We start from the raw sequence: 19,010 nt of genomic DNA on the forward strand, positions 1-19,010 counted from the left end.
AAATCGTCTCGACTTCCTCGTGCTGCTCTTGGATCTGGGACTTCCTTGAGATAATCTATAAGGCTTTTACTCATTTTCTACTTCATTTACTGATTTTGCTTCAATTATGCCTTGATTTCGGTTTATACGACTTAACTAATATCCTTAGTATCTACTTCCTCTTTCTTGAAATAGCCCTGCCTTAAAAAGGGGGAAGAATTTAATTCTCCCCCCTTTTTAAGGGGGGCTGGGGGGGATCTAGTGAATTCTTAAATGGTTTCTTAGACTAAAAATAAATGATTAGGATCGAGATAGACTTGAAATGGTTGAGAATATTGCTTCAAAACCAGCCATTTCTCTTTAAATACTTCCGCTTGTAGATGATAGTCCCAATCATGACTGGGAGGAGTCTTTAGCTTGATGTATAAGGTCATACGGTGAGGCGTTTCCGTGGTGCGAACTAACCAGCAGGGAAGTATATTAGGCGAATCATTTTCGGATTCATGCTCAAGAAAAACGATATCGTGAGCGCGAATTCCGATATGAGTTAGCGGTTTAGCATTGGAATAGTTAACCTGTAGCTTACATTCCCAATCTAGAGCTTCGACGAGATCGGGCGCGATCGCATCAACCTCAATCCGTGAAAAGTTTTTACACCCCGTAAGCCTCGCTGTCTGCACATTGGCGGGATGCTCTAAAACGGTTGACTTCTCCCCGTAACTCATCACCTTACCGCGATCTAAAATCAATAGGTTTTGGCAAATACGATAAGCTTCATCGATATTGTGAGTTACAAAGAGAGTGATTCCTTTATAGGTACTAAGCACCGAGATGAGTTCCCTTTCTATTTGGTTGCGGAGATGGGTATCGAGCGCAGAAAAGGGTTCATCTAGCAGGAGGATATCAGGTTGACTGACCAAAGCCCTAGCAAGGGCAACACGCTGCTGCTGACCACCTGAGAGTTGATGCGGATAGCGATCGCCAAAGGATTGCAGATCAATACTTTGTAATTGCTCCGCAACTTTTTGTCTAACCTCCGATCTCGGAAGATCTTTGGGTAATCCAAAAGCAATATTTTGGGCAACCGTCAGGTGGGGGAAAAGGGCATAGTTTTGGAACAGAAAACCAATATTGCGATCGCGGCTGGGTAAATTAATTGCTTTAGCACTATCAAATAAAACCTTGCCATCGATCACAATTCGCCCACTTGATGGATTCTCCATCCCTGCGATGCACCTGAGCAGCATACTTTTCCCCGTACCAGATGCACCCAAAATACCAATGGATTGATCAACACAATGCAAAGCAATTTGCAAATCAAATTCTGGTAATTGTTTGTAGATGTCGATGAATAAGCCTTCATTGGTGATCGGCGTTAGGTGATTGGTAATTGGTGATTGAGGATTGGCAATTGAAGTTGTTACTTTATCCTTTTTCCTATTTCCTCTTTCCCTGCCCCGTTCTCTCTTGTTTGACCAAAAATGTGCAATAGCGATCGCAGACAAAGACATCGATAAAATTATGGCTGTCCATAACCAAGCTTCCTGCGTTGAACCTGATTCTACCGCAGCATAAATAGCAATGGGAATCGTGGTGGTTTGCTTAGGAATATTACCTGCTAGCATCAAGGTTGCCCCAAATTCGCCTAAGCCTCTAGCAAAGGAAAGCATGGTTCCTGCTAAAATTCCGGGAAAGGCTAGGGGTAAAGCTATTTGATAGAAGACTCTAAATTCAGAAGCACCTAGAGTTTTGGCAGCACGCAATAGATTTCCATCCACCTGCTCGAATGCACTTTGGGCAGTTTTGTACATTAGAGGAAAAGTGACAACTATGGATGCAACCACCCCCGCATACCAAGTAAAAATAATGTTGAAATGGAAGAGCTGCAAAAACTTCCCTACCCAGCCATACTGCCCAAATAGTTGCAGTAGCAAAAAGCCAACAACTGTGGGTGGTAATACTAGTGGGGCAAGGAAAATGCCATCAAATAACGTTTTCCACTTGCCCCGATATTCGAGAAGACTATAGGCTGACGTAATTCCCAAGAAAAATGTAAAGAAGATAGCAGTAATTGCTACCTTAAGCGATATCCAAAATGGAGAGAAATCAAAGGCTACTGAATCCATATTTCTCGAAAATAGTTTTAGCGGTTTCGGTGGATAAAAAGTCTAGATAAGATTTAGCGATCGATTGATTGGCGCTTTTTCTGACAACAGCAATGGGGTAGACAATTGATTCGTGAAGCTTAGCATCAATGACTTGCACTACCTTAATTTTAGTAGAGGTTTTTGCATCGGTGGCAAAAACAAATCCCGCTTGTGCATTACCAGATTCAACAAATTGAAGCACTTGACGCACGTTATTTCCTAAGACAAATTTTGATTGCAAATCTGGCAATAGTTCTAATTTCTTCAAAGCTTGTTCGGCATATTGACCTGCGGGAACGCTACGGGGATCGCCGATCGCAATTCGTTCAAAATCAGCTTTAGTTAAGTCTTTCAAGTCGCTAACATCTCCTTTATCTGATGGCACAATCAAGACAATGCGGTTACTTAATAAATCGCGTCGGGTATCAGTAATGATTAAATCTCTCTTTTGCAATTCATCCATTTGCTTGGCTGCCCCAGGAATGAGAACATCGACGGGAGCCCCATTCATGACTTGTTGTTGTATATTACCTCCGTTTGCAAAGTTAGTCCGAACTGATACATTAGTTTTTACTTGATTATATAACGGTGTAAGTTCGTTCAATACGTCCTTAAGACTTACCGCCGCAGAAACCGTTAATTGGGCGTTCTCTTGATTGCTATTGGTTGGTTGGATTGATTCTTGACTGGCTACGGGTTTATTTGTTTGTTCAGTTGTTGGGGAGAAAAAGCTACATCCTACGATCGCGGATAAGGTGACAACGATTAAGGAGAGAAAAGTAATAACTTTTTTCTTGTTCATAGAGTCTCGGATGGGATTATTTTCTATAATATCTATAATATTTTAGTATAGAAGCTTTCAAATCATTATGGGTAATCTAAGATACTCTCCTGCCAGTGAAGAATTAGACGTTGCGGCGCAAAGTGCCGCAACGTCTAATTCTTGGTTTTTGATGTCTATTTCTTTGGTGGGAAGGGAGTAGAGAAAACACAACAAATAGAAAAACCCTAAGCACAGAATGAGTGCTAGAGTAGTCGGCGCATAGGAGGCTCTATTGCCATAAATTAAGTCACCAAATGTATTAACCCAAGAAGAGAAGGTTGGCGCTTCGCGCCAACCTTCTCTTCTTGGGGCTTGATTTTGTCCTTACTGAAATTGCGCCAGAAACTCTAACATCAACTCTTCTTCGGACATTTGCTGTAATCGTAGAGATGTCGGTCCTTTTAAAAACTCCTTAATCGTCATCCGCCGATCGCGAAAATCGACAACAAATTGATGCATTTGTTCGATAATTGCGATCTGATCCTCGATTTCCCGCAAAGCCTCGCCAATCGGATCGCCGCCATACTTAGTTATCTTTTTGAAAGTGGCAGTCATTTCCCCTTGCTGTGTTTTTTTCGTGATTTTTAATTGCTGTTTTAAATTTTCTAATTGATCCTTAAGATATCTATTCTCCGCTTCCACTTTAGCACAGTGGCGACTCAGATCGTCAGTACTATCGCGATCGATAATTGCCCCCAATTCTTGCTCCTTTTCAATTGCCAGAAGTCTTGCTAGGTCTCCATCTTGATAAGCGAGATTAATCTCTTTCATAATCTCAGTACGATATTCCTTCTCCGCTTCATCAGTTACTTTGTCTGGATGAAAACTATCAGCTAAACGCAAAAAAAGTTGGCGAATTTTTTTCAACTCATCACGATCTGGTTTCGGAATGTCTTCGATAATTTGCTGATTAGAATGTCCCCGATAGTGAGCCCAATCGAATTCATCTTCAAATTCATCATCATTTTCAAATAGCTCCTCTTCAATGGGCAAATGCTTGGGACTAATGACTCCATCCAATTGCAAATTATAATAGACTGTCTCAATATCTTTACGAGATTTCTTGCCCAATTTTCTCCCAGTCAGAATTTCTTGAAAAACAGCATGAATTTGCTCATCGAGTTCCAAAATCTTTTGCCGAAAAGGAGCAACTCGTTGTGCAATCTGAATGCCCACCTCTTTGATACTGTCATTAAGAGCGTTTAACTTAGTGCGGTTAGTCTCAATTTGTTTGATAAGTTTACTGTTTTCTTTCTCCAAAAAATTAAGGCGAATACGCAGATCGGAAAGTCCTAGCTCATTATTATTAGTATCCGTAAGAGTCTTAGATTTTCGAGCCATAGGAGATGAATTGAGGAATAGTGTTAATATTCTAATCTGAAAGATGGCAGTGTACAGAGACGGGAGATTACTATTTTTAACTATTCTTGTCTCAGATAACAGTTTGCTGTTAGCACAATATTCAGGATAAATTTGCTAGAATTTTAACATTTTATAATCTTTTTATAATTTATATGTAGCTATCGCCTACTAGGACAAATCAAACCCCAAGAATTGACTGGCGGCGCGAAGCGCCGCCAGTCAATTCTTGGGGTTTGATTTGTCCTAAGCCAAGTGACTGTAGCTATAGCAATCCTAAATGGTTTGAGGAAGTGCACCCAAAGGGGTGCGCTTCCTCAAATCCCAAAATCTACAAATGATTTATACCAATTCACGAAAGTGTGACAACACTCTTGTGAACTAAACACCAAACCCAGTAAGGTTTTGAGATCTCCAAAATGACGTTGCCATTTTGGGGATTGGTATTAGGATAGCTATACCAACTGTGAAGTGAATCATACTCTAATGCAACCTACCAAAAGCGATCGGGGTTATCTCTTCTCGTTTTGATAATCCACCTCGCCAGTAATAGGCGATCGCTTCGCCTTCAGCATTTTGAACTACGCCAATCGTTCCAGTTCCCAAGCCCGTTTGCCCTTTGCGGCGACTATCCTTTGCGTGGGGAGCGCTAGTCGAGTCAATCACTGGAATCAGGATTTCATTGGGGCGATCGGGGTTGGGGCTTGGCTTGGCTCGAACGATCATTACATGACCAGTATTGTGACTGTCAAGGTCTTGGGGACGCAACCAAGCAACAATATCGCCAGCACGTAGATCGCTAGCTTTACGAATCCTTTCCCAGTGCTTAGTTTCTTGGGCTTTACTAGCAAATAATGCATAAAAGTCTTGAGCGAGGGGACGATGAACTTTTGATTTAGAGACGGGTAATTCGCCATAGGCTTCTGGCAATACCCTTTGCAGTGAGTAGTCTAAGAAACCTGAACAGTCGTAGTTATAGCGTCCACTAGCCTCATCCACATCGGTAATATGTTGGTAAGTTGAGGTTTGTTTTGTCTCAAGTTGCCGCTCGGCTTCTTGCAGTAAAAGCGATTTCTCCATGCTTTGGGATGAGGTTACAAAAGCCAGACCTGCCAAACCGAAGGTGGCTAACGACGCTATACCGATAAAAGTTATTTTCTGAATATTCATGGATCTAGATCTCCAAATAAGTAGCTAGGCATAAGTAAACTTAAAACCGAGAAGGGCATACCGCCCGCGCAGCGGGCGGTATGCCCTTCTCGGTTTCTCGCCTATCCCTTTGACTAGGCGATCGCGCAAAGCGTCTAGAACCATTTTGATTTAATTTGATTTAATTTGATTTAATTTGATTAAAAAAGGCGATCGCTTTTATTGCAAATTTTTTCTCGATGTGGATTTGATTAAAAAGGGCTGTAAGAAGCATATTCATCCACCATATTCATCCACCATATTCATCCACCATATTCATCCACCATATTCATCCACCATATTCATCCACAATGTTATAAATTGCTTGCGCTAAAGCTGGATCGAAGGTCAATTGAAGGATCCCAGTCTCAGGGTTCTTCATGATTACATTTTCTATACCTTGTGGCTTAAAACGCAACATATCCTTTTCAGTATTGATATCAACTTTGAAATTGTCTCCATCTACTCGGACAGAAACAATATCATCTAGAGAAAGTTGATATGTAAATTTGAGAAGGTATTTAAGCCGACTTGATGTATCTATGACCTCATAGATTTTGTCCCTATCAGTAAAAGAAATATCAGTCATATGGTTATTCCAATAATTTCTATTTAGCTTAGCTCCACGCGGTAGTCTTCTTTGGGGGGGTAATACCAAAGCTCAAAATGGCTACGCCATTTTGAGCTTTGGTATTACCCTTACTGGGTGTTGTCACACTTTCGTGAATTTGCGTTAGATCCTAAGCAAACCTTACATTGCTATATAATCTTAAAAGCCATCCAAATAGATAGTTTGTATCCTTACAATAACTTATGACTCTCGCTCCCTACGGTTCTTGGAAATCACCTATTAGTTCTGACTCGATTGTTTCTAGTAGTATTCGGCTCGGCGCGATCGCCATTGATGGGGGTAATGTTTATTGGAATGAAGGTAGACCAACCGAAGGGGGAAGAAATGTGATCATGCGCTATGACGGTGATTACAGCGAGATGACCTCTGCTCCGCTCAATGTGAGATCGCTAGTTCACGAGTATGGCGGCGGCGAATATCTGGTCAAGGACGAAAGAATTTACTTTTCTAATTTTAGCGATCGCTGCATCTATCGCAAAATTGGCGAGGGAACACCCAAACCATTAACCGTGGAAGGAGCTTATCGCTATGCAGATTTTGTTTGGAATCGCATCTATGGCAAATTGATCTGTGTGCGCGAAGATAGTACGGAAACTGGTGAACCGATTAATACCTTAGTGGCGGTAAATACAGCTAATGGTGAAGATATTCAAGTATTAGTATCGGGGGCAGATTTTTATGCTTCGCCACGACTCAATTCCACAGGGGACAAGCTCGCATGGATTAGTTGGCAGCATCCAAATATGCCTTGGGATGGAACGGAACTCTGGCTAGCCGATCTGGTGGAATCAAATACGGGAGTTCTCACCATCCAAAACCCTCAACTGGTAGCTGGTGGTAAGGATGAATCGATTTTCCAGCCCGAATGGTCACCTGATGGCAATCTCTACTTTGTTAGCGATCGCACGGGTTGGTGGAATCTCTATCGTACTTCCGCAGAAAATATTGCAATTCAGCCCCTATGTTCGATGGAAGCTGAATTTGGTTTGCCGCAGTGGGTGTTCGGAATGTCTACCTACGGCTTTACGGGTGATGGCAAGATTCTTTGTTCCTATACCCAGCAGGGTAAATCCCATTTAGCAATTCTCGATCCCTTGCATCTCGATCGGGGCTTACAAGAAATCGATTTACCCTTTACGTCAATTTCTGGACTGCGTTGTGAAGGCGATCGCGCGGTTTTTCACGGGGGCTCGCCAACGGAACCGACAGCAATTGTTTTACTCAATCTGACGACGGGAAATTGGCAAAAGATACGGGTTGCGTCAGATTTGCAGATCGATCCCCACTATATTTCCGCCGCTCAGCCCATCGAGTTTCCCACCGAAAATGGCAAAACAGCCTACGGGCTATTCTATCCTCCTAAGAATAAGGACTTCCAAGCCGAGGCTTCCGAAAAGCCCCCTCTATTGGTTAAAAGTCATGGCGGTCCTACAGCTTCTACTTCAGGAAGTCTCAGTCTAGGCATTCAATACTGGACGAGTCGGGGCTTTGCCGTACTGGATGTGAACTATGGCGGCAGCACTGGCTATGGACGCGAATATCGCGATCGCCTTAAGGGTAATTGGGGCATCGTCGATGTGGATGACTGTGCCAATGGGGCAAAATTCCTTGCCGACAAGGGTTTAGTAGATGGCGATCGCCTTGCGATTTCGGGAGGAAGTGCTGGCGGCTATACGACCCTCTGCGCTTTGACCTTTCGCGATGACTTTAAAGCGGGGGCGAGCCATTACGGAATATGCGACCTCGAAGCTCTTGCTACGGATACCCATAAATTTGAGTCGCGCTATCTCGATAGTCTAATTGGCAAATATCCTGAGCAGAAAGAAATTTATATTCAGCGATCGCCTATTCATTTCACCGAAAAACTTTCCTGCGCGATCGCCTTTTTTCAAGGTTTAGAGGATAAGGTCGTACCGCCCAATCAAGCGGAAATGATGGTGGATGCTCTACGTCAAAAGGGTTTACCAGTTGCGTACGTACCTTTTGAAGGCGAACAGCACGGCTTCCGCAAAGCCGAAAATATCAAACGTGCTCTTGATGGTGAGTTCTATTTTTACGCACAAATTTTTGGCTTTACACCTGCTGACGAAATTGAGCCGATCACGATCGAAAATCATTTTTAAGTAATGAAGTGCCGCGCAGAGCGCGGCACTTCATTACTTAAGCTAAGGGCAATCTAGTCAGAATAGCCACCAGCGAGTAAATACATTGATAACCTATAAAAAAACACTAAATGATCTACTTCTCGATAAGTGCGATCGACAAATTCCCATCCTTCTTCTCCTTCTCCCAGCATATACCTATTGGCAAGATGTACTACAGTTATAGATCTTCGGGAGATAGGCGATCGTTGAGGATCTGACCGTCACGAAAGAGAATGATCCGCTGACTATTGCGAGCGACATCCGCTTCATGGGTAACCATGACTACTGTAATCCCGCTAGCATTCAACTCCCCAAATAGTTCCATTACTTCCTGAGTCGTATGCGAATCAAGCGCCCCAGTGGGTTCATCGGCTAGCAACATCACAGGATTATTAACGATCGCTCTCGCGATCGCTACCCGTTGCTGTTGTCCGCCCGACATTTGGTTAGGACGATTATTTAAGCGATGCCCCATCGCTACCCGTTCGAGAGCGGCTACTGCCCGTTCCTTCTGTTCCCGATTGGGAACATTAGCATAGGCCATCGGTAACATCACATTTTCCATCGCCGAAAGTTGCGGCAAGAGGTGATATTGCTGAAAGATAAAGCCGATTTTGAGATTGCGAACCTTTGCCAAATCGCGTTCTTCCATATGGGAGACATCTTGCTCATCCAAGAAATATTGTCCCGATGTACTGCTATCGAGACAACCAATGATATTCATACAAGTAGATTTGCCCGAACCAGAGGCTCCCATAATCGCACAATATTCTCTTTCCTTAATCACAAAGCTGACATCTTCTAAGGCTCTGACCAAGGTATCGTTTTGACCATAGTACTTACAGACATTATTTAAACGGACGATTTCTCTTCTAGATTCAGCAGTTGAAGAGATAGGAGCGATCGCATTGGTAGTTATCATGATTTCTTTCTTTTTTGGTAAATGCTTGTAAATGCGTAAATCTTCAAATCAATACAGGCTAAAAGCTAAAGACTCATGGTTAGATACTGCGCAGAGCCACAATTGGATCGAGCTTGGCAGCTTGGCGAGCGGGAAAGATGCCAAAAAACAGACCAATCCCCCCCGATACGCCCACGGCGAGGCAAATTGCACCAATAGAGACACCAGCTTGTAAGGGGGAAACTGCGGCAATGAGGAGAATGCCACCAACGCCAATGCCCGTCCCGATCGCTCCGCCCAATAATGACAAAATGACCGCCTCAATCGTAAATTGGGTCAAAATGTCGCTAGGAGAAGCCCCGATCGCTTTACGAAGCCCGATCTCACTCGTACGCTCGGTAACGGATACCAGCATGATATTCATAATGCCAATGCCGCCCACCAGTAGGGAAATCCCTGCGATCGCCGCTAACATGATCGTCAAGGCACTGGTAATATTACCGACGATTTCTAGGGCATCCTGCTGCGTGCGAATGGTAAAAGTATCGTCAGCATTAATATCAGAAGTACGATGGCGCAGACGCAAGAGGTTTGCGATTTGGAATTGAGCCGCACTAACATTATCGTTGCTAGTTGCCGAAACGTTAACTACAGCTACGGCAACACCGTAGGGAGAGGTTTTACCCGTTAATCGGCTGGACATAGTAGTAATCGGCATGAAAATCGTGTCGTCTTGATTGGTTCCGAGAAACGCGCCTTTTTCAGCCATGATCCCGATAACTTCGTAGCTGGTGCCGCGCATTCTTACTGTCTGTCCGAGGGCACTACCCTGCGGAAACAGATCCTTAGCGATCGCCGCCCCCAAGGCAATCACCCTTGAATTTCGCTTAGTATCCTCTTCATTAAAAAATCTCCCCGAACTCACATCCGCATTCCGAACAACCGTGTAGCTTGCGGTCGTACCGATTAGGGTAGCGCGTTTGGTATTATTGCCAGCGATCGCCAACTCCGAGCCATTAATCTGGGGCGCAACACTGCGAACGGTGGGGACTTGGGTAGCGATCGCATCGGCATCAGCCAGTACTAACCGATTGGGGGGAGCAATTACATTACGACGCGCATTATCCGTACCCGTAATCACGAAAATTACATCCGTACCAAGGGATTGAAATTGCTGAGATGCGTACTTTTGTGCGCCCTGACCAACACCAACCATCAAAATCACCGAGGCATTACCGATGATGATACCCAACATCGTTAATGTACTTCGCAAACGATTAGCTGCTAGGGTTTTACCCGCCATGCGTAAGCTTTCCCAAGTATCCATCCTTAAAATCTTCCTGAGTTACCAGTAACCATATAATTACAAACCAAAACTAGAGAGAGTACCGCCCACAAGGCAGGCGGTAATCTCTTCTAGGTTTTAAGTAGCGACTTAAGTGCATTTATATAAGTACCTCAGCATAATTAAAATCTAGAGCTAAAACCTGCGGCACACGCGCAGCGTGCGCCGCAGGTTTTAGGGTTTTATATTTAATTGAGCCCACTTACTTAGATGCATTTAACAGATGCTTTCATAAATAGATCCTAAATCATTTGGAGTTTCCTTGGTTTGTAAAAATCTAATCTATAGCAATATAGATGAGTGGCGGCGCAAAGCGCCGCCACTCATCTTTGGGGTTTTGAAACGAGTTAAGAAATGGCTATGCCATTTCTTAACTTGGTATAGCTGCCGCCAACTGTATCAGGACATAAAACCCCAAAGAGAGTTGCCGCGCGGAGCGCGGCAACTCTCTTTGGGGTTTTGATCTTGTCCTAACAAAACTGGCGGCAGCTATATTACGTGGCTATAGGAAGCGGAATTTAGAAATAAACTGGTTTTGGGTTAGCATAAGTTTTAGTTAAACTTGCGAAATTTTCGATTTTCTATGCCTAAGCTATCAAAACCACCCGATCCTAACGATCCTGAATACCAAAGCCTCGAACGTAGGGTTAACTTTTATTTGCACCTTGCCATCTATTCGGCTTGTATGACCTGTATGTGGTTTATTCAATCGATCACTGAAAAAGTATGGATATGGTCAGTGTGGGTAGCGGTAATCTGGGCAGTTTTGCTGCTCAGTCATGGCATTTGGGTTTTATCCAAAGAAAGCAAGATGCAGAATGTAGAGAACTAAAGATGGGCAGCGTTTCGCGCTGCCCATCTTTGCCTACCTAGACTGGGAGGGAAATATAGCTGTCGCTGTACTAGGACAAATCAAAACCCAAGAATTAATTGGCGGCGCGAAGCGCCGCCAATTAATTCTTGGGTTTTATGTCCTAAGTCAAGTGACTGTAGCTATAGCTGCTCTAAAATAATTGGCTATAGCCATATACCCAACCTTTAATTCCATGAGTACTTCAGAACGCATCGAACAATTAGCTGCGACGATCGCCGAGGATATTTACATTGACATTGCGAAGTGGCATTTGTATTTAAATGATGCCCATTTGCATCGTCCCCTCGCAGAAAAGTTTTATCCCATGCTACCCGATGGTATTACTTCGGCGGATGTCGCTAAAGTTTTAAATGGAACTACGATCGAAATTGGTGGCGGCAACCGTGAACTTCCCTTAAGCGATCTGATTCCTAAGTCTTGCCAAAATAGACTATTGGCTATTTTGGAAGAATTTGAATATTAAAAATAATGGAAGATGCTTTGCATCTTCCATTATTAGGGACTTGCGAGAAAATAAGATGCCAATCCAGATTTGCCAGAATCGTTGGTGCGGCGGAGCCGCACCAACGATTCTGGTTTTATATTTGCTACTTCATTAAGTCGCAAGTCCCTTACCTCTCAAAGAGCGCTATAACGATCTATGACCACCGTCGTTTCCAATCCTGTCTTTCAATCTATGCGTCGTCGTTTGGCGTTTTGGTACGCGAGCGTGACCGCAGTTTTATTAATTGTCTTTGCAACGGGCTTCTATCTCTACGTCCAATCAACCTTGATCGATCGCATTGATGACACCATCGATCACGTTGCCGAAGTAATCGAGCGATCGCTGATCCGATCTAATTTAATTGATTTGGAATCCGACTTTAGTCGCAATTTTTCGGCAAATGCCCAAGCAATTGATGCCGATCATATCGATATTGACTGGTTCAGCGCTAAGGGGGAAATTCTCTGGACGACTAATATCAATACGGAGTCATTACAATTGCGGGAAAGGGGTATCCTGCGACCTGTATATCGCACCGTACATTTATCTGATGCTGAGCCATTAAGACAGATGACCGAGCCGATCGTCATCAATGGCAGGCTTTTAGGATATTTACGCATTAGCCATCCTTGGTTTGAAGTTACCAAACCGATTAAGCAATTGTTTCTTGATCTGGCGATCGGTACGACGCTCATGATATTTGTCGTTTTACTATGTGGTTGGTGGCTGGCGGGAATTGCCTTAGAACCAGTACGCGAATCCTATCAAAGGTTAAAACAGTTTACGGCGGATGCTTCCCACGAACTTCGCAATCCGATCGCTGTAATTCAAACCAATGTCCAAGTGGCGCTTGCCGATCCCGATCCTACATTTCAGCGATCGCAACTGGAAGCGATTGAAAGGATTACCCGCCGTTTGGGGAGATTAATTGACGATTTATTATTTTTAGCGCGTCACGATGGCGGAATGACCAATCAACGCCGAGAAGCTTGCAATTTATCGCAAATCCTGTATGAAGTTGGCAAAGAACAGGAAGCGATCGCCCAACAAAAGGAAATCTGCCTTGAATTACCCAGTTCAGACGCAAAACTAATTATTTCGGGAGATCGCGATCGCTTGGGGCGTTTATTTACAAATCTAGTGAGTAATGCGATCGCCTATACGCCCAAGGGTGGTAAGGTACAGATCGCAGCGCTGAGTAATTCTCAAGATCGAGTACAGGTGCAGATCAAGGATACGGGCATGGGCATTCCCGAAACCGAGCTATCCCAAATATTTGAGCGTTTCTATCGCTATCAACCGCAAAAAAGTAGCAAGTCTAGTTCTAAATCTGCCAATTCCTTTACCAGCGGATCGGGACTGGGACTGGCGATCGCCAAAGCGATCGCTGAAAGTCATCAAGGGCAAATTACGGTCGAGAGTAAAGTCGGACAGGGAACTACTTTTACTGTTAATCTTTAGGAATTTCGGGTAGTCCTAAAAATAAAAGGATTTATCCCAAAGCTCAAAATGGCATCACTGGTTAACTAATGGGGATAGATTCTGAAATGCCCATTTCATGCCAACCCAAAAAGTGCAAATATGTCGATCATGCTTAATCTGATCAGTGACCACACCATTAATAATGATATTTTATAGAAATCATCTCACCTTTCAAAAACTTTAATAAAGAATCCCAGCTATCAAGTTCCATTTGAGAATATGAGATCTCTGTTCCATCAGTAGGTTCATTTTCCTCATCCATACATAAAACAATTTTCCGAATACCTGCAAGAAGAAAAATAGCAGGACGATTTTCCCAAGTATTTTCACTTGATTCATCGTCTTCATCTTCTTTTGCTCTGATTTTAGCTTTTTCCCATGCCTCGTCATTTGATGATGCTTGTATCAGGATTATATTTTCCCAAATTGGATATTTATCTTGATTTGCATCCCTAAATTTTACATACATAATTGCGTGCGCAGCATACCATTTCATGATATTTAGTAGCTATCCTCTCTTTTATCTATAAAGAAAAACCTTCAAAAATTTTCTTATGGTTCTTTTGATCGAAAATTGCTAAATAGGAAAGGATGGGCGGCGCTTTGCGCCGCCCATCCTTTCCTATTTAGCCCTACTAAATTTCGAGATTAAAAACATCGCGATCGCCCCTGCGCCAAAACCGCTAATATGGGCTAAATAGGCGATTCCTGGTAAACTGGGATTCGCCATTGCTGCATAAACAGTTTGTCCAGCAATCCATAAACCGAGAAATACCGCCGCAGGAATAGGAATCGCCGTCACAAAAAATCCGAGGAACACTAAACTTAAAATCCTCGCACGCGGAAATCGAATTAAATACGCACCCATTACCCCCGATATCGCCCCACTCGCTCCCACCATCGGAACCATCGAAGTTGGAGCCGTTACCACCTGTCCAATTCCAGCGATCACACCACAAATCAAGTAGAAAAATAGAAATTTCCAATGACCGAGCCGATCTTCAATATTATTGCCAAATAGATAGAGAAACCACATATTCCCAACTAAATGGAAGATACTACCGTGGAGAAATTGGGATGATAATAAAGCGATCGCGTGTTTGGAGGGATTAGCAATTAATTCCTTGGGAAATAAAGCCCAATTTTCCAACCATTCCCCCAGTTGAAAGTTGGGCAAACTGGTTTGATATCCAAATATCAGCACGTTCACTAAAATCAATGAATAGACAACGATGGAAGTATCCTGAGTCGGATTGTCGTCATGTAAAGGAAACATTACTAACCAATAGCTCCATTTTTATGAGTAATCGCTTAATCCATATCATCCAACTTGATCCTCGGATCGACGGCTTTAAGCAGTAGGTCACCGATGAGATTACCGACCACTAACATTAAAGTCCCCAACATCAAGCCAGCCATGACTAGATTGGTATCTTTTTCTCTTGTCGCTTCGAGTAGCAATTTACCCAAACCTGGCCAACTAAAAAAGAACTCTGTAATAAAGGCTCCACCCAATAATCCACCAAATTCAAAGCCTAACAATGTGATCAAAGGATTTATGGCATTGCGGAGGGCGTGAACGTAGATCACCTTACCTTCGGGCAAACCCTTGGCGCGGGCAGTTTTAATATAGTCTTGGCGTAATACATCCAACAAACTACCGCGCATGATCCTCTGCAATCCTGCAAAGCTGACCACCGTCAAAGTCAGAGTCGGGAGGATCGCGTGATGTCCGATATCGAGAAATTTACCCAAAGGCGATAGATCGGCAAACCCAATACTAGTCATACCTCCCACGGGAAACCAGCCCGTATTTTGCGCCACCATCAATAATAGGATTGCCAAGACAAAACTAGGAAAACCCTGCGTGGCATAGCTGACAATCTGAATTAAGCGATCGCTCCAAGTATTTTGCTTAACGGCACTATAAATACCCAGAGGAATCGCCAACAACCATGTCGTTATCAACGAAGCAAGGGACATGATCAGCGTATTTCCAGCCCTTTCGACAATTAACGGCGTAACGGGCGCTAACCCTTGACAACGCACACCCAGATCACCATTTAGGGTATTTCGCAACCACAAAAGATACTGCAATGCTTCGGGCTTATCGTAGTTAAGCTGTTTTTCTAACTGCTCGATGGTCTTTTTAGGCGTACTGGGGTTGTTACGTAATTCGGAAAAACAATTTCCGGGAGATTTTGTAATGGCAAAAAAACTTAAAACAGACACCCCAAAAATAACAATCACCGCCTGTCCTAGTCGCTTCACCACAAAACCCGTCGTATCGTTAAAAATCAAGCGCCAGAAAGGGTGATTGACTCGATTTGCAGTTGTCATGATTTGCTGTTGCTAGTTAATCAGTTTTGGCAGTTCTAAATGCTTTGTGGAAGTGCGCCCCCTGAAGGGGAGCGCTTCCACAAACCCAAAAATCTATAAATGATTTAAGACTGCTGTATGTGTAGATATTATAACGATATCAAACTAAAACCCCAAACATAGTTTAGTTTTAGCTTGGTTTTATCCCAAATCACAAAATGGCTACGCCATTTTGTGATTTGGGATAAAACCCCAAAGAGAGTTGCCGCGCGGAGCGCGGCAACTCTCTTTGGGGTTTTGATTTTGTCCTAACAAAACTGGTAGCAGCTATAAATTGGTATTAGCTATCGCCAAGTGTATTAGGACATAAACCCCAAGAATTGAATGGCGGCGCTTCGCGCCGCCATTCAATTCTTGGGGTTTTGTTTTGATTCAGGCTTGAGAGTGGTTGGAAAGAATTAAGCGATCGCAGTTGTGAAGGACTTGAAGAACTAATTTGAGTTTTTTGGAAAGGTGCTATTTGTTTAGACGGGAGGGAATATTAGACGGGAATTACTAAGCGATAGGATTGACTCTTGATGATGATGGAAAGTCCGAGGTAAATCAAGACAAATGGAGCGATTTTCCGTCCGAAGCGAGCGACAAGATAGGAAATTCCTGGAAAACGAGTCAGATTATAGGAACAGAAGCACCAGAAACCAATGGTCATGTAGCACATCGTCAAGATAACGCCGAGGCTGGGCAAACTGCTGCTCGCAAACAAAGGGATATAGACTCCCACATTGTTCCCCCCATTGGAAATAGTTACTGCCGAAACTCGGTGAGTTTTTGGGTCTTTGAGGGTTGACCACAAGGATTGACTCAGGCGAGGTCTACCAACTTCTGTATTGATATGTTCTACTTCTTCAGCTATCTCCTTACTATCATCTTCTTCTTTACTCATTAATTGATGAATACCAATCATGATCGGTAAAATGCCAAGCAACCCGACCCACATATCCGAGACAATCAGCCCACCAAAGAAACCAATTAGACTTACCCCTACTAATGCTGTAAATCCAAGGAATTCCCCAACTACTACGTGACGGGGGCGAAAGTTACGGCTAACCTTGCCAAAGAAAGAAGTGAGATAGATATTATCGTCAAATGTTGTTGCTAATGCTACTGCTGCGCCCGTTGCGATCGCTCCTTCCAACCAACTCATTTTAAGTTTGCCTCTTCAATATTTATTTCGTTGAGTTGATAATAGAGAATTCTTTCGATAGAAACAAATGTTGTTTCTTCTTAAAATGATAACCCTAGCTTATAAAAGCCCAAAGATGATTGCCGCTCTCAACTCATTTAGGATTTAGGACTAATACCAATTTCCAAAATGGCAACGCCATTGTGGAAATCTCAAAACCTTACTGGGGTTGGGGTTTAATTCACTTGGTATAGCGTGAGTTCGGGATAATTTGAAACGGGTTTAGAGAAAGGGTTTGCTAAGCAAACCCTTTCTCTAAACCCAAAAGTAAAAGCCAAAACCTAGAAGAGCGTACCGCCAGCATAGCTGGCGGTACGCTCTTCTAGGCTGAGCTACTTATATTAATAGCTTTAAGTTATTACATTAACAAGAAAGAATATTTGATCTTATTAATTGAGGAGTCTATATTTGTGTTGTTCTCTGTAGAGCATCAATGACAATAGATCCTATCCTTTTAACGCGTGAATTCCGTTAATTAATAACATGAATGCCATACTAACTTCAATTCCCACAGCCCTGACCGCTTTTACGGCAACAAATCTAGATGATGTAATTATTTTGCTACTCTTTTTTTCTCAAGTAAGTTCGACGTTCCGCAAAAGACACATCGTGATGGGACAATATTTGGGATTTGGAGCGCTAGTATTAGCGAGTTTGTCAGGATATTTTGGTGGACTACTCATGCCACGCGATTGGATCGGAATGCTTGGGATTTTACCGATCGCCATTGGATTGAATCGACTGTTTATCCCTGAAACTGAGGATAACGAATCTGAGGAAAGTCAATCGGTGCAATCAAATTCTTGGTTATCCAGTTTGCTATCACCGCAAGTTTATAGCGTCGCGGCGGTTACCTTTGCTAATGGTGGCGACAATGTGGGCATTTATGTGCCACTCTTTGCTAGCAGCACCTTAGAAGGTTTATTGGTGACCCTAGTGGTATTTTTGCTGATGGTGGGGATATGGTGCTATGCAGCCTATCGACTCATCCAAGTTCCAGCGATCGCCGATTCTCTGAGCCACTATGGTAATTACCTCGTACCTTTTGTCCTGATTGGCTTAGGAATCCTCATTATGATCGACAGCCATACCCTTGAAAATCGAGGCTTAGTGGTTCTTAGCTTACTAATCGGAGGCTTAGTAGTCTTTAATCTTGGTCGAAATATTGCGGAAATCAATATTCTCAAGCCCCTTCAAACTAAAGAGCCACAATTGGACTAGGACGAGGGGCTTTACCTCAAAGTTTTGCGAATTTTCACTTAATTATCTAGGCGCAATTAAATATAAAACCTTAAAAGCTGTAGCCCACGCTGCGCTTGGGCTACAGCTTTTAACTCTGAGTTTTAATTATGCCCAACTACATACTAAATCTTACTAATTAGGATCAAAATCATGAAATTCTTGCAAGCAATATTGGTCGCTCTTATCTTGTTGTCGAACTTAGCGATCGCTCAACCATCCTTTGCCAATAAGCCTCCTCTCACGAGTAACCCTGACTATATCGCTGTTACCAATGATCTCTCAAAAGCAACCGATCCCACCGAAATCGCTAAACTTCAGTTTGAGAAGTATGTCATCGAAACAGGAGAATCCTTTGCTGAATGCCGTAATTTAACAGCTAATCCTTTGCCAGTCTATGGCAAGAAATCGAAACTGGATGGATCTACCTTTGATAATACTCTTTATACTTTAGCCAGTGGTGGAACCACCAACGAGGATTGGAACTGCCAAGGCATTTACTTAGAGAAGGGTTTAAATAATGATGGTCAACCAGTTGCCATTAAGCTTGTCACTGGTACACAAATGGTTGCAAAAGCCGATCCCGAAACTGGTGCAATTGATCTCAATTTCCCCGTAACCAGAATTTTCAAGAATGGTGAAATTAACTGGTTAATCCCCACTACAACAGAAGAGCTATCAGCATTAACTTTACCCCAAGCTCCCTTGGATTAATTAATATATAGCTGCCGCCAGTTTTGTCCTGATACAGTTAGCGGCAACCCTAAGGAGAGAATAGCAGCGCAAAGCGCTGCTATTCTCTCCTTAGGGTTTCATTTATATTGATGGGCAGTCACTATATTTTTGAGAAAT

General features: G+C 43.1%; 17 protein-coding genes. 6 read left to right on the forward strand and 11 right to left on the reverse strand.

Annotated features, from left to right (window positions below):
• Positions 1-260: 260 nt before the first annotated feature.
• The 5 genes from modB to PseudUWO310_RS07865 form a co-directional block, all read right to left on the reverse strand.
• The gene (gene modB / locus PseudUWO310_RS07845) at positions 261-2,105 is read right to left on the reverse strand and encodes a molybdate ABC transporter permease subunit (RefSeq protein WP_142600138.1); all 1,845 of its coding nucleotides are present in this window, start codon (positions 2,103-2,105) and stop codon (positions 261-263) included.
• On the reverse strand, positions 2,086-2,928 hold the full coding sequence (gene modA, locus PseudUWO310_RS07850) for a molybdate ABC transporter substrate-binding protein (protein WP_142600139.1): 843 nt from the start codon (positions 2,926-2,928) through the stop codon (positions 2,086-2,088). Before modA ends, modB begins: the two co-directional genes overlap by 20 nt.
• Before the next feature lie 345 nt (positions 2,929-3,273).
• Positions 3,274-4,290, reverse strand: coding sequence for a J domain-containing protein (locus PseudUWO310_RS07855; RefSeq protein WP_142600140.1), 1,017 nt, complete (start codon positions 4,288-4,290; stop codon positions 3,274-3,276).
• 501 nt (positions 4,291-4,791) lie between these two features.
• Positions 4,792-5,478, reverse strand: a complete 687-nt coding sequence (locus PseudUWO310_RS07860; RefSeq protein WP_142600141.1) for a hypothetical protein — start codon at positions 5,476-5,478, stop codon at positions 4,792-4,794.
• 307 nt (positions 5,479-5,785) lie between these two features.
• The gene (locus tag PseudUWO310_RS07865; RefSeq protein WP_142600142.1) at positions 5,786-6,085 is read right to left on the reverse strand and encodes a hypothetical protein; all 300 of its coding nucleotides are present in this window, start codon (positions 6,083-6,085) and stop codon (positions 5,786-5,788) included.
• 224 nt (positions 6,086-6,309) lie between these two features.
• Here PseudUWO310_RS07865 and PseudUWO310_RS07870 point away from each other — a divergent pair, with 224 nt between their 5' ends.
• Positions 6,310-8,250 carry a S9 family peptidase gene (locus PseudUWO310_RS07870; protein ID WP_142600143.1) on the forward strand — a complete coding sequence of 647 codons (1,941 nt, stop codon included), beginning with the start codon at positions 6,310-6,312 and terminating at the stop codon, positions 8,248-8,250.
• A gap of 199 nt (positions 8,251-8,449) precedes the next feature.
• On the opposite strand, the gene PseudUWO310_RS07875 is transcribed toward PseudUWO310_RS07870, so the two are convergent.
• Together PseudUWO310_RS07875 and PseudUWO310_RS07880 are read right to left on the reverse strand one after the other, a co-directional pair.
• Positions 8,450-9,193 (reverse strand): ABC transporter ATP-binding protein, encoded by a 744-nt coding sequence (locus tag PseudUWO310_RS07875; RefSeq protein ID WP_055077507.1) that lies wholly within the window; start codon positions 9,191-9,193, stop codon positions 8,450-8,452.
• Between the two features lie 79 nt (positions 9,194-9,272).
• Complete coding sequence (locus tag PseudUWO310_RS07880; RefSeq protein ID WP_142600144.1) at positions 9,273-10,499, reverse strand: ABC transporter permease; 1,227 nt, start codon at positions 10,497-10,499, stop codon at positions 9,273-9,275.
• 601 nt (positions 10,500-11,100) lie between these two features.
• Between PseudUWO310_RS07880 and PseudUWO310_RS07885 the strand changes: the two genes are divergently transcribed.
• From PseudUWO310_RS07885 to PseudUWO310_RS07895, 3 genes are all read left to right on the forward strand, one after another.
• Positions 11,101-11,349, forward strand: a complete 249-nt coding sequence (locus tag PseudUWO310_RS07885; RefSeq protein WP_142600145.1) for a 2TM domain-containing protein — start codon at positions 11,101-11,103, stop codon at positions 11,347-11,349.
• A 214-nt stretch (positions 11,350-11,563) separates the two neighbouring features.
• Positions 11,564-11,854, forward strand: coding sequence for a DUF3181 family protein (locus PseudUWO310_RS07890; protein ID WP_009626594.1), 291 nt, complete (start codon positions 11,564-11,566; stop codon positions 11,852-11,854).
• A gap of 177 nt (positions 11,855-12,031) precedes the next feature.
• Positions 12,032-13,336, forward strand: coding sequence for a sensor histidine kinase (locus tag PseudUWO310_RS07895; protein ID WP_142600146.1), 1,305 nt, complete (start codon positions 12,032-12,034; stop codon positions 13,334-13,336).
• 157 nt (positions 13,337-13,493) lie between these two features.
• Here PseudUWO310_RS07895 and PseudUWO310_RS07900 read toward each other — a convergent pair whose 3' ends face one another.
• From PseudUWO310_RS07900 to PseudUWO310_RS07915, 4 genes are all read right to left on the reverse strand, one after another.
• Positions 13,494-13,853: a DUF4288 domain-containing protein gene (locus PseudUWO310_RS07900; protein ID WP_142600147.1), complete on the reverse strand. Its 360-nt coding sequence runs from the start codon at positions 13,851-13,853 to the stop codon at positions 13,494-13,496.
• A 126-nt stretch (positions 13,854-13,979) separates the two neighbouring features.
• Entirely contained in the window at positions 13,980-14,633 is a 654-nt protein-coding gene (locus tag PseudUWO310_RS07905) for a rhomboid family intramembrane serine protease (RefSeq protein ID WP_142600148.1), read from the reverse strand.
• Between the two features lie 35 nt (positions 14,634-14,668).
• Positions 14,669-15,697 carry an ABC transporter permease gene (locus PseudUWO310_RS07910; RefSeq protein ID WP_009626590.1) on the reverse strand — a complete coding sequence of 343 codons (1,029 nt, stop codon included), beginning with the start codon at positions 15,695-15,697 and terminating at the stop codon, positions 14,669-14,671.
• Positions 15,698-16,217: 520 nt separating this feature from the next.
• Entirely contained in the window at positions 16,218-16,880 is a 663-nt protein-coding gene (locus PseudUWO310_RS07915) for a cadmium resistance transporter (protein ID WP_142600149.1), read from the reverse strand.
• A 522-nt stretch (positions 16,881-17,402) separates the two neighbouring features.
• On the opposite strand from PseudUWO310_RS07915, the gene PseudUWO310_RS07920 reads away from it, so the two are divergent.
• Together PseudUWO310_RS07920 and PseudUWO310_RS07925 are read left to right on the forward strand one after the other, a co-directional pair.
• A complete protein-coding gene (locus tag PseudUWO310_RS07920; RefSeq protein ID WP_142600150.1) occupies positions 17,403-18,140 on the forward strand; it encodes a cadmium resistance transporter in 738 nt (245 codons plus the stop codon).
• A 171-nt stretch (positions 18,141-18,311) separates the two neighbouring features.
• Positions 18,312-18,872: a hypothetical protein gene (locus PseudUWO310_RS07925; RefSeq protein WP_142600151.1), complete on the forward strand. Its 561-nt coding sequence runs from the start codon at positions 18,312-18,314 to the stop codon at positions 18,870-18,872.
• Positions 18,873-19,010: the final 138 nt, after the last annotated feature.

Source organism: Pseudanabaena sp. UWO310, from assembly GCF_006861605.1.
In the GTDB taxonomy this organism is placed as follows: Bacteria; Cyanobacteriota; Cyanobacteriia; order Pseudanabaenales; family Pseudanabaenaceae; genus Pseudanabaena.